The sequence below is a fragment of the Aurantiacibacter arachoides genome (genome assembly GCF_009827335.1).
GTDB lineage: Bacteria > Pseudomonadota > Alphaproteobacteria > Sphingomonadales > Sphingomonadaceae > Alteraurantiacibacter > Alteraurantiacibacter arachoides.
This window is the reverse complement of sequence record NZ_WTYH01000001.1, coordinates 2,268,517-2,279,580: the sequence shown is the minus strand read 5'-3', so window position 1 is coordinate 2,279,580 and position 11,064 is coordinate 2,268,517. Positions and strand designations below refer to the sequence as shown.

Below are 11,064 nucleotides of genomic sequence, written 5' to 3'. Positions count from 1 at the left end.
AGGGAAGCAACGTGGTTCGCAGACGGCAATCGGTCACCATCAAACATGTCGCGGCGGATGCCGGCGTCTCGTTGCAGACGGTCAGCCGCGTCATCAACTCAGAGGCCAACGTCCGCCCCGAGATGAAGGCCAGGGTGCAGGCCTCGATCGACAAGCTGGGCTACGTCCCCTCGATCGCCGCGCAGCGTATGAGCGGTTCGAAAAGCTACCTCATCCTCGCCCTCAACGACCGCGAACGCACGATAGAGGCGTGGAAGGCGCGCGAGGGCAACGACTGGGTCGACCAGATGCTGATGGGCGGGATGCTCATGTGCGCCGAACATGGCTATCGCCTGATTTTCGAACTGGTCGATACCCATGACGACAACGTGCAGCGCGAGCTCAAAGCGGCAATCGCGGCGCTGCAGCCCGATGGCGTGATCCTGACCCCGCCGCACGCCGACAACCCCCTCATCACCGACCTGCTGACCGCGCATCGCATCCCCTTTGCGCGGATCGGCGCAGAGACGCGTGACGGGGCCATTGCGCTGACCATGGGTGACGACAGGCTGGCAGCGCTAGCGGTGCGCCACCTGATCGCCAAGGGGCACGAACGCATCGGTTTCATCGCCGGTTCGCGCGAATATGCGCTCAGCGGCTGGCGCAAGCGCGGCTGGCTGGAGGCGATGACCGCAGCGGGGCTTGCCACAGATGGCCTGTGCGAGCGCGGTGACTTTTCCTACGACAGCGGCGAGGCAGCGGCGCGGCGCCTGTTGTCGGGCAAGGTCCGGCCCACCGCCATCATCGCCAGCAACGACCAGATGGCCATGGCCACCAACGCCGTCGCCCACGAACTGGGAATGCGCGTGCCGGGCGATCTGTCGCTCATCAGTTTCGACAACACTCCCGTGGTGCGCTTCGTCCAGCCCCCGCTTACCGCGATCGAGCAGCCGGTGGCGGACACTGTGGCTAAAGCGGTGGAACTTCTGATCATGGCCAACCGCGGAGAGCCGCTGCCGCCCATGCCGGTGGTGATCGAGGGGAGCCTGATCGAGCGCGATTCCGTTGCCGCCCCGCGCCGTGGCTGATCGGCGCCGTGGCTGATCCGGCCGGCGCGGCGACCCCGCAACGCCAGTCCCGGCGCTTTCTGGTGCTTTACGCGCTGGCCGTGGCGGGGGGTGCCATCGCCTATGTTCCGCTGCTGACGATCCTGTTGCCCGTGCGCGTGGAAACGCTGGCGGGCGCGGACAGCGTGCGCTGGCTCGCCATTCTGGCCTTTGGCGGAGCGACGGTGGCCAGCCTGGCCAACATCCTGTTCGGCTGGCTGTCCGATCGCACCCGCAACCGGCGCGGATGGATCGTGGCCGGCCTTGTGCTGAGCAGCGTGCTGCTGGTGATGCTGGCCGTGCCGCGCGATCTGCCGGCGCTCGTCGGACTGCTGCTGGCGTGGCAGGTGGCGCTCAACATGATGCTGGGGCCGCTGTCCGCTTGGGCGGGTGACGCGGTGCCGGACGCGCAGAAGGGCACGCTGGGCGGCCTCCTCGCCTTTGCCCCGGCGCTGGGCGGGCTGTCGGGTGCGCTGGTGACCATCCCCGGCCTCGCTTCTGCCGATAACCGGCTGGTGCTGGTGGCGGGGCTGGTGGTGGCCTGCGTTGCGCCGGTGCTATTGTTCGGCAATCCGGCACGGTTTCCCGAACTCATGCGGCCTGCCCCGCGCACGGTGACCGGCAGCGCGCGGCGAATGCTGGTCGCGCGGATGTGGCTGGCGCGGCTGCTGGTGCAGGTGGCGGAGGCGGCGCTGTTCGCCTACCTCTACCTCTGGCTGCGATCGATCGCGCCCGGCATCACCGATTCCACGACCGCGCGGATTTTCGGCCTGGTGCTGCTGGTCTCGGTGCCTGCCGCGCTCTTGACCGGGCGCTGGGCCGACCGTCACGACCGGCCTATCGTGCCGCTGGGTCTTGCCGCGGGCCTCGCGGCCATCGCACTCGCCATCATGGCCGCGGCGCCGGGGCTGGCCATGGCGTTGGCGGGATATGCGCTGTTCGGACTGGGCGCCTCGGTCTTCCTGTCGCTGCACTCTGCCCAGACCCTGCGCGTGCTGCCCCGCCCGCAAAGCCGGGGAAGAGACCTTGGCCTGTTCAATCTCACCAACACCGTGCCCTCGCTCATCATGCCCGGGCTCACGCTGGCGCTGGTGCCGGTGTTCGGGTTTGCCGGCCTTTTCGTGCTGCTGGCCGGTCTGGCCGGTCTCGCCTCCCTGCTTCTGCTCACTGCCCGCAATTAGCTTCTTGCCAATGGCCTGATGGCGTGTAGAACCCTGGGTTGGGAACGTTCTCAAAAAAAGAACACGAGGATATGATGCGGGCTGGTTTTTCGATTCGTGCAATTTCGGCCGTACTGCTGGCAGGGGCGAGCCTTGCAGGCTGTGCCACCATGCCGCAGTCCGGCACCGTGGCGTCCGCCGAGCGGGCTGGCGAGGACGCCTATGTCGCAGCGCTGGTCGCCCGCATGTCGACGGAGCGCAAGGTCGCCCAGCTGATCCAGCCGCAGATCAATTCCTTCACTGCGGAAGACATGGCCCGCTACCGCTTCGGCAGCTACCTCAACGGTGGCAACGGCGGTCCGTACGGAGACGAGTTCGCGCCCGCCAGCGAATGGCTGCGCCTGGCCGACGAAATGTACGATGCGTCGGTGCGACCGCTGCCGAATGGCGAGCCGGTCATCCCGACGATGTGGGGCACGGACGCGGTGCACGGCCACACGAACGTGGTCGGCGCCACGATATTCCCGCACAACGTGGCGCTGGGCGCGACAAACGATGCAGACCTCGTCCGGCGCATCGGCCAGGCGACAGCCGTAGAGGTGGAAGCGACCGGCATCGACTGGGATTTCTCGCCCACCGTCGCCGTGGCGCAGGATTTGCGCTGGGGCCGCGCCTACGAAAGCTATTCCGAGGATCCGGATCGCGTCGCCACGCTTGGCGCGGCATTGGTGGAAGGTTTGCAGGGCCGGCCAGGCGATGCCGATTTCCTGGGTGACGGACGCGTGATCGCCACGGCCAAGCACTTCTTCGGCGACGGCGGCACCACCGACGGCGTCGACCAGGGCGAGGTTACGGGCGACATCGACAATCTCGTCGCGCTGCATGGTCGCCCCTATCCCGCGGCGATCGACGCAGGCGTGCAGTCGGTGATGGCCAGCTTCAATTCGATCAACGGCACCAAGATGCACGGCAACGGTCCGCTGCTGACCGGCGTGCTGCGCGGTCGCATGGGTTTCGACGGGCTGGTCGTGGGCGACTGGAACGGCCATGCGCAGGTGCAGGGCTGCACCAACACCGATTGCCCGCAGTCGCTGCTTGCCGGGCTCGACATCTACATGGTGCCCGATGACTGGCGCGGCCTGATGGAATCGCTGGTGCGCCAGGTCAACGATGGCACCATTCCCATGGCCCGGCTGGACGAGGCGGTGACCCGCGTGCTGCGGATCAAGTACCGCGCCGGACTGCTCGGCCCCGAGGCGGAGCGCCCGTCGACGCGCGGCGTGGGCGGGAGGTTCGATCTTCTCGGTTCCGCCGAGCACCGCGCCCTGGCGCGCGAGGCGGTGGCAGCATCGCAGGTGATCCTGCGCAACGATGGCACCCTGCCGCTGCGCGCAGGCGCCAACGTGCTGGTCGCCGGCAGTGCTGCGAACAACATCGGCCAGGCCGCTGGCGGCTGGACGCTCGAATGGCAGGGCAGCACGGAATACGACGCCGCGCAACGCTTCCCCGGCGCGACCTCGATCTGGCAGGGGCTGGAGCTGGCGGTAACCCAGCGCGGCGGGCGCGCGACGCTGTCCGCCGACGGCAGTTTCGCCACGCGGCCCGATGTGGCCGTGGTGGTCTTCGGCGAGGAGCCCTATGCCGAATTCGCCGGCGACCGCCGCGATCTGGCCCTGCGCGACGAGGAAGGCCTAACCCTGCTGCGCCGCTTCCGCGAACAGGGCATCCCTACCGTAGCCGTGTTCCTGTCGGGCCGGCCGATGTGGATGAACCGCGAAATGAACCTGGCCAACGCCTTTGTCGCCAGCTGGCTGCCGGGCAGCGAGGGCGCGGGTGTGGCCGACGTGCTGACGGGCGCGGTGCCCGCCACGGGGCGCCTGTCGTTCGGCTGGCCCAACGATTGCACCGGCCGCCCGGTCGCGCGCAGCAATCGCGCGCTGTTCCCGGTCGGCTACGGTCTCGCCAGCGGACAGACCTCCGCCATGCCCACGCTGGGCGAAAGCTGCACGGCCCTGGTTGAGGGCACTGGAGCGGCGCTGTTCGGTTCGGGCCGCCTAGCCGATGGCGTGCGGGTGCGCGCGGGCGATGGGTCCATGCTCAGCCAGCTGCGCGGCGCGGCGGCGGACGGATCGATCACCGCGCGCGGTTTCGATCGCAACGCGCAGGAAGACGCGCGCGAGATCGCCATGCGCGCAGGATCGCAGATCGCCTTCCTCGCCGCCGAGAGCAGCACCGACGCCTGGCGCCTGACGTATGAGGTGCTGACCCGGCCGACCGCACCCGTGACGCTGGTCACCGGCACCGATGGCGGTGCGACCGCCACGTTCGACGTGACGCAACAGTTCGCCCACGCCGAGGGCAAGGGTTTCCGCGAGATGCTGATTACCGATCAGTGCGCCGGTCAGCTGGGCGACCTGCTCGCCTTCCGCACGGCGGCAAACGTCACCATCCGCATCGCCGGGATGGAGCGTGTCGAGGTCGCCGAAGGAACGGCTTGCGCTTTCTAGGCAATCGCCTGATTACATGATGGGCCCGCCCGCAAGAGGCGGCCTCTAGGGGAGTACGACTGAATGGCCCTGGTACCCGACGTTTCCAGCAGCACCGATCCGCGTCCGGTTGCCGCAGAAGAAGATGCCGCGCCTGTAAAAGCGCCGGGTCTCAATTACTTTGTATTCGGGCTCTTTTTTATCTTCGGTGGCATCACTTCACTGAACGACGTGCTCATTCCCAAGCTACGTGAGCTGTTTACCCTGTCGTATACCGAGGCGATGCTGGTTCAATTCTGCTTTTTCGGAGCATACCTTTTGATCGGCATCCCTGGGGCGAAACTGGTCAAGCGTATCGGTTATATGCGAGGTGCTGTCGCCGGTCTGGTGACGATGATCTTCGGCTGCCTGCTGTTCATTCCTGCTAGCCAGACCGCCACGTATGCACTTTTTCTGGGCGCTCTGTTCATTCTGGCGAGCGGGGTGGTGATCGTGCAGGTCGTAGCGAACCCTCTCATCAGCCTACTTGGCCCACCATCCACAACGCACAGCCGCCTTACTTTTGCTCAGGCTTTCAATTCTTTGGGAACGACAGTCTTTCCACTCGTCGGTGCTGCAATCATTCTCGGTTCGCTGGCTAATGTAAGTGCCGACCAGTTGGAAGGCGCGGCGCTTCAGGCTTACCGGGCTGCTGAAAGCCAGGCAATCTGGCAGGGTTATTTGGGTGTTGCGGTGCTGATCTTGCTCGTTGCCGCAGCGGTCTGGCTGTTTCGCAATCGCCTTCCGCATGACGCGACCGTGATTGGCGAAGGTGAGCTTGTGTCTAATAAGCGATACTTGGTGGGTCTCGCACTTGCCGTGGCAGGTGTGTTCCTCGCCATCAATGTCAACGGTTGGCTTGGTGTATTCGTGATTCTTTTGGCACCGACCTACTGGCTCTATGACAACGCTTTGCTGCGCCGTACACGCTTTGGTTACGGCGCGTTGTGCATTTTCCTCTATGTCGGAGCGGAAGTTTCGATCGGCTCGATCGTCATCAATTACCTGCTACAGGACAGCGTGATGGCAAACGGTGGACCGGCAACAGCCTTCCTGAACCGTATCTTCGGCGCCGAACCCAATGCCGTGGAATGGATGATCGGGCTTTACTGGGGCGGCGCGATGTTCGGCCGCTTCATCGGCTCCGCCGCTTTACGGCTTTTCAGTCCGGGCAAGATCCTGGCCTTCAATGCGATTGGAGCGATTGCGCTAATCCTGATTTCAACCAATACGACGGGAGAAGTATCCGGGTTCACCCTGCTGGCTGTCGGTCTTATGAATTCGATCATGTTTCCGACGATCTTTTCCCTAGCTTGCGAGAGGCTGGGACCAAGGGCAGCCGATGGCTCTGGCATTATCAATGTCGCTATTTTTGGCGGCGCGGTAGTGCCGTTGCTCTATGGCGTGGTGGCCGATGCAACCGGCGGGAACCTGGCTCTGGCGCTGGCGATACCCGCGATCTGCTACGCCATCATTGCGGGCTTCGGCGTCTTTGCCCGCAGGCCAGCGCCGATCGCGTTCTAAAACCTGAAGGGGAGTTGAGAAAGGGGCGGGGCGTCGGTGTGACGCTCCGCCCCTTTTCTTCGTTGGCGAGGCTCAGTTGGCGCGGGCGACCTGACGCGGTCCACCGCCAAGGGTCATCAGCACCTGACCGTGCGCCATGCCGTCGCCGCCGCGGTCGATCACGATGTGCTGCCACCCGGGCGTCATCGCGTCACGAAAATCCTGCGCATCGGTCGCTAGCGGATTGTCGAGAATGGTGCGGTAGAAGCGCATCCGCATGAATTCCGACAGCTCGCCCGCGGTCAGCGCGGCGTCGCGATCAAGGTCCGCCTCGCCCTCCAGCGCGGCCCGGAAGATGGCGCTGATATAGCCGCCGGCCTTGTTCTCGGTGGCGACCAGGCTGAGGGTATCGGCATCCGAGCTGAACACGCCCATCCGTTCATCGCGGGCATCCACGATCTGGTCGAACCCGCCCGAAAAGCAGCTGTCCATCACCAGCAGCACGCGACCCTCGATGTCCGCCATCCAGTCGGCCAGTTCGTAATCGTAGAGCGCAGCGTCGAACAGCTCCATGGTCTCGGCACTGCCGTCGCGTTCGGTGGTCATGCCCTCCACCTTGTCGCCATGGCCGGAGTAGAACACCATCAGCAGGTCGTCCGGGCCCATGGCCGCTGCCATCCGGTCAAGCGCGCGGCGCACGTTGGCGCGGGTGGCGTCGGCATTGACGAGGTTGGCGCTTCCTTCTGCCAGTATGCCCTGGTTGCGCAGCGCCGCAGCGATGCGGGTGGCGTCCTCATCGGTGCGGGACAGCGTGCTCATCCGCTCGTAATCGGCGACCCCGATGGTCAGCGCATAGACCTGCGCCTGTCCGCCCGCGGGCCGCACCGTGCGCACCCCTGCCGCCGTTTCCGAAAGGCGCACCGCGTAAGGCCCCGTCATGCCGCGGCCAAAGCTGCTGGCGGCAACATGGTAAGTGCCATCCGCGGGCAGGGTGATGGAAAGCCGCGAATTGGTGTTCTCTCCGGCGGAAAGATCGTCGTTCGATTCCACCCGCCCGTCAGGCAGGTAGACCGAGAGCAGCGTATCGATGCTGTCCGATCCCAGATCGAAGGTGACCGCTTGCCCCCGCCTGCCGGTAAAGGCGTAGTAATCAACGTATTCGCCGCTCAGCGCCGTGGCGTCCGACCGTGTCAGCGCGCCGGTCAGTGATTGCCCCAGCACGATCGCCGGGGCGATGCCGCCGACCGGGCGGGCAGGGTCCATGGTGCCCAAGCGAAAGGCGCCGCTGCCTTCGTTGTTGAAGGACGATACGGTCAGGCTGTAGGCCCCGTCCACCGGCAGGACCGCATCGACCAGACTGTTGAGCGAGCCGCCCGCATCATCGTTCTCGACCTCGAACCCTCCGGGTCCGCGCAGGCGCAACACCGTGTCGAAATCGTCGGAGCTCAGCGCGGCGCGGAGGCGCTGCCCGGCGCGGCCCTGCACGGTGTATGTGGCGTTACTGCGGGAAATGCGCCCGTCCACCCCGTCGCCGATGGCGATGCGGCCGCTGTTGCTGGTCGCCGGCTTGCCCGATTGACTGGCGCTGGCCGGGACGAAGGCCAGCAAGGCCGCACCCGCCGCCAGCATCGCCGCAGTGGTGAAGGAAGCGCGCCTGATCATCGAAAAATCCCCCCGGATTGGCCTGGTGAACGGTTCATCCATGCAGCCGCACCTCTGAACCGAACACTAACGCCGGATCACCCGCCGCCAGGCACCTCGTAATTGCCGCTGCCCGGCGCCGCTTCCGGCTCGCTCCAGGCGAGGCGCGGCTTGCGTGCCGCCAGCGCCTCGTCAAGCCGCGCACGGGGGGCGTGGTGCGGCGCGGCCTTGAGCGCCTCGTCACCGGCGCGGGCCCGTTCCGCAAGGCTGCGCATGGCCATCACGAACTGGTCGATCCCGGCCTTGCTCTCGGTCTCGGTCGGCTCGATCAGCATGGCCCCGTGGACGACCAGCGGGAAATACATCGTCATCGGATGGAAGCCCTCGTCGATCAGGCCCTTGGCGAGGTCGAGCGTGGACATGCCCTCGGCGAAGCCTTCGTCGCCGAACAATGCCTCGTGCATGCAGGGGCCGGTCTTGCCGAAGGGGGCGTGGAGCACGTCATCCAGGCTGCGCAGGATGTAGTTGGCGTTGAGCACCGCGTCGCCCGACGCCTGGCGCAGGCCGTCCGCGCCATGGCTGAGGATGTAGGTCAGCGCGCGGGTGAACATGCCCATCTGCCCGTGGAACGCGGTCATGCGGCCAAAGGCCTGCTTGTGACCGTGCTCGTCGGCGTTCTCCTCCTCGACCAGCTGCACCGTGCCGTCGGGCATTTTCGCGGTGAAGGGCAGGGGGCCGAACGGGCTCAGCGCCTCGGACAGCACCACCGGGCCGGAACCCGGTCCGCCGCCGCCGTGGGGCGTGGAAAAGGTCTTGTGCAGGTTGATGTGCATCGCATCGATGCCGAGGTCGCCCGGGCGCACGCGGCCCATGATGGCGTTGAAGTTCGCCCCGTCGCAGTAGACGAAGCCGCCCGCGGCGTGGACCGCGTCGGAGATCGCCTTCATGTCCCGCTCGAACAGGCCGCAGGTGTTGGGGTTGGTGATCATAACGCCCGCCACGTCCGGCCCCAGCCGGGCCTTGAGCGCCGCCAGATCCACGCGGCCTTCGCTGTCTGCGGGAATGTCCTCCACCTTGTAGCCGGCAAAGGCGGCGGTGGCGGGGTTGGTGCCGTGGGCGCTCTCGGGCACCAGGACCACCTCGCGCGCGTCACCGCGGGCTTCCAGCGCGGCGCGGATGCACAGGATGCCGCACAGTTCGCCGTGCGCACCGGCCTTGGGCGTCATGGCAACGCCGTGCATGCCGGTCAGCGTGATCAGCCAGTGCGCCAGTTCGTTGATGACGCCCAGCGCCCCGCGCACGGTATCGACCGGCTGCAACGGGTGCAGGTCGGCAAAGCCGGGCATGCGCGCCACTTTCTCGTTGAGACGCGGGTTGTGCTTCATGGTGCAGCTGCCGAGCGGGAACAGGCCAAGGTCGATGGCATAGTTCTGGCGGCTGAGGCGGGTGTAGTGACGCACGGTCTCGGGCTCGGAAAGGCCCGGCAGGCCAATCGGTCCTTTGCGTGCGTGGCTGCCGAGGCGCGATTTGGGACCGGTCCCAAATTCCGGCAGGTCGACGCCGGTCGTCTCACTGGTGCCAATCTCGAAAATCAGCGGCTCTTCCAGCATCAGCGCCTTGTTGCCGGTGACGGTGGGGTGCGCGCCCGCAGCCTGCGAGGCCATCGGCGTGCCGGGCTTCCACCCGCTCTGGTTGATCGGCTTGTTCATGCGAGCGCCTCCTTCAGCGCGGAGGCGAGGGCATCGATATCCGCCTCGCTCGTGGTTTCGGTGACGGCGACGACGAGGCCGTGCGCCAGCCCCTCCGCATCGGGAAAGAGGCGGCCGAGCGCGACGCCTGCAAGCACGCCATTTGCGGCAAGATCCCGCACCAGCGGGCGGCTCTCGATGGGGAGGCGCAAGGTGAATTCGTTGAAGAACACCGTGTTGACGACCTCGACGCCGGGCACCGCGGCCAGCTTGTCGGCAGCGAGGCAGGCAAGGCGGTGGTTCTCGGCGGCGAGGCCCGTCAGGCCCTTTTCACCCAGCAGCGTCATGTGGATCGAGAAGGCGAGGGCGCACAGGCCCGAGTTGGTGCAGATGTTGCTCGTCGCCTTCTCGCGGCGGATATGCTGCTCGCGGGTGGACAGCGTCAGCACGAAGCCGCGCTTGCCGTCAGCATCCACGGTTTCGCCGCACAAGCGGCCCGGCATCTGCCGCACGAGCTTGGCATCGCGCACGGCGAAGAGGCCGAGATACGGCCCGCCGAACTGCAGCCCGACGCCGATCGACTGGCCTTCACCGACCACGATGTCTGCGCCGAGATTGCCGGGAGCCTCCAGCGCGCCCAATGCCACCGGCTCGGTATTGACCGCGATCAACAAGGCGCCTGCCGCGTGCGCCGCATCGGCAATGCGGGCGAGATCGGGCACGCGGCCAAGGATGTCGGGATACTGCACGACCACGCACGAGGTCGCTTCGTCGATGCGCGCGATAAGCGCATCCTCGCCCGCGTCCGCTTCCAGTGTAGGCAGTTCATAGGCGATCTCGGCATGGGTGAACTTGGCCATTGTCTGCGCCACGCCGACGTAGTGCGGATGCAGGCCGCCATCGATGAGCACGCGGTTGCGCTTGGTCTGCCGCCCGGCCATCACGATGGCTTCCCAGCACGCGGTCGAGCCGTCGTACATGCTCGCGTTCGCCACCGCGCAGCCGTAAAGGCGCGCGACCTGGCTCTGGAATTCGAACAGCATTTGCAGCGTGCCCTGCGCGATTTCCGGCTGGTAGGGCGTGTAGGCGGTCAGGAACTCGCCGCGCTGGATCAGATGATCGACCGTGGCCGGCACATGGTGGCGATAGGCCCCAGCCCCGCAGAAGAACGGCGCATCCCCCGCTGCCAGGTTCTGCTGCGAGAGCGCACGCATGTGCTTCTCGACAGCCATTTCCGTGGCGTGGAGCGGCAGGCCTTCGATGGGGCCGTCGAGGTATTGCGCGGGCGCGATGTCGGCAAACAGGGCGTCGATGCTGTCAGCGCCGATCGTGCCCAGCATTGCCGTGCGGTCGGTGTCGGTAAGGGGGAGGTAGCGCATGGTTATTCCTGATTGTCCCTTCCCGCCTGCGGGAGGGGAGCGAGACTTGCCGAGCGAAGCGAGGTTGGTTGCAGCGGGGTGGG

7 protein-coding genes are annotated in these 11,064 nt (G+C 66.4%); 4 read left to right on the top strand and 3 right to left on the bottom strand.

Annotated elements, in window-relative coordinates:
- The first annotated feature begins 11 nt into the window (after window positions 1-11).
- From GRI62_RS11120 to GRI62_RS11105, 4 genes are all read left to right on the top strand, one after another.
- Window positions 12-1,067, top strand: coding sequence for a LacI family DNA-binding transcriptional regulator (locus GRI62_RS11120; RefSeq protein WP_131453404.1), 1,056 nt, complete (start codon window positions 12-14; stop codon window positions 1,065-1,067).
- 8 nt (window positions 1,068-1,075) lie between these two features.
- A complete protein-coding gene (locus tag GRI62_RS11115) occupies window positions 1,076-2,266 on the top strand; it encodes an MFS transporter (protein WP_131453403.1) in 1,191 nt (396 codons plus the stop codon).
- Between the two features lie 149 nt (window positions 2,267-2,415).
- On the top strand, window positions 2,416-4,752 hold the full coding sequence (locus GRI62_RS11110) for a glycoside hydrolase family 3 protein (protein ID WP_234027443.1): 2,337 nt from the start codon (window positions 2,416-2,418) through the stop codon (window positions 4,750-4,752).
- Between the two features lie 63 nt (window positions 4,753-4,815).
- Entirely contained in the window at window positions 4,816-6,294 is a 1,479-nt protein-coding gene (locus GRI62_RS11105) for a sugar MFS transporter (protein WP_131453401.1), read from the top strand.
- A 72-nt stretch (window positions 6,295-6,366) separates the two neighbouring features.
- Here the strand turns inward: GRI62_RS11105 and GRI62_RS11100 are convergent, their stop codons facing one another.
- The 3 genes from GRI62_RS11100 to gcvPA form a co-directional block, all read right to left on the bottom strand.
- Complete coding sequence (locus GRI62_RS11100) at window positions 6,367-7,935, bottom strand: pre-peptidase C-terminal domain-containing protein (RefSeq protein WP_160731868.1); 1,569 nt, start codon at window positions 7,933-7,935, stop codon at window positions 6,367-6,369.
- A 77-nt stretch (window positions 7,936-8,012) separates the two neighbouring features.
- Window positions 8,013-9,623, bottom strand: a complete 1,611-nt coding sequence (gcvPB, locus tag GRI62_RS11095) for an aminomethyl-transferring glycine dehydrogenase subunit GcvPB (RefSeq protein ID WP_131453399.1) — start codon at window positions 9,621-9,623, stop codon at window positions 8,013-8,015.
- Window positions 9,620-10,981: an aminomethyl-transferring glycine dehydrogenase subunit GcvPA gene (gene gcvPA / locus GRI62_RS11090; RefSeq protein WP_131453398.1), complete on the bottom strand. Its 1,362-nt coding sequence runs from the start codon at window positions 10,979-10,981 to the stop codon at window positions 9,620-9,622. The genes gcvPB and gcvPA overlap by 4 nt, the downstream gene beginning before the upstream one ends.
- Between the last annotated feature and the right edge of the window lie 83 nt (window positions 10,982-11,064).

Excerpts from the sequence above, each read along its gene's own strand:
- GRI62_RS11110 (WP_234027443.1), top strand. The coding sequence starts at position 2,416 with ATGCCGCAGTCCGGCACCGTGGCGTCCGCCGAGCGGGCTGGCGAGGAC.
- GRI62_RS11105 (WP_131453401.1), top strand. The coding sequence starts at position 4,816 with ATGGCCCTGGTACCCGACGTTTCCAGCAGCACCGATCCGCGTCCGGTT.
- GRI62_RS11100 (WP_160731868.1), bottom strand. The coding sequence starts at position 7,935 with ATGATCAGGCGCGCTTCCTTCACCACTGCGGCGATGCTGGCGGCGGGT.
- gcvPB (WP_131453399.1), bottom strand. The coding sequence starts at position 9,623 with ATGAACAAGCCGATCAACCAGAGCGGGTGGAAGCCCGGCACGCCGATG.
- gcvPA (WP_131453398.1), bottom strand. The coding sequence starts at position 10,981 with ATGCGCTACCTCCCCCTTACCGACACCGACCGCACGGCAATGCTGGGC.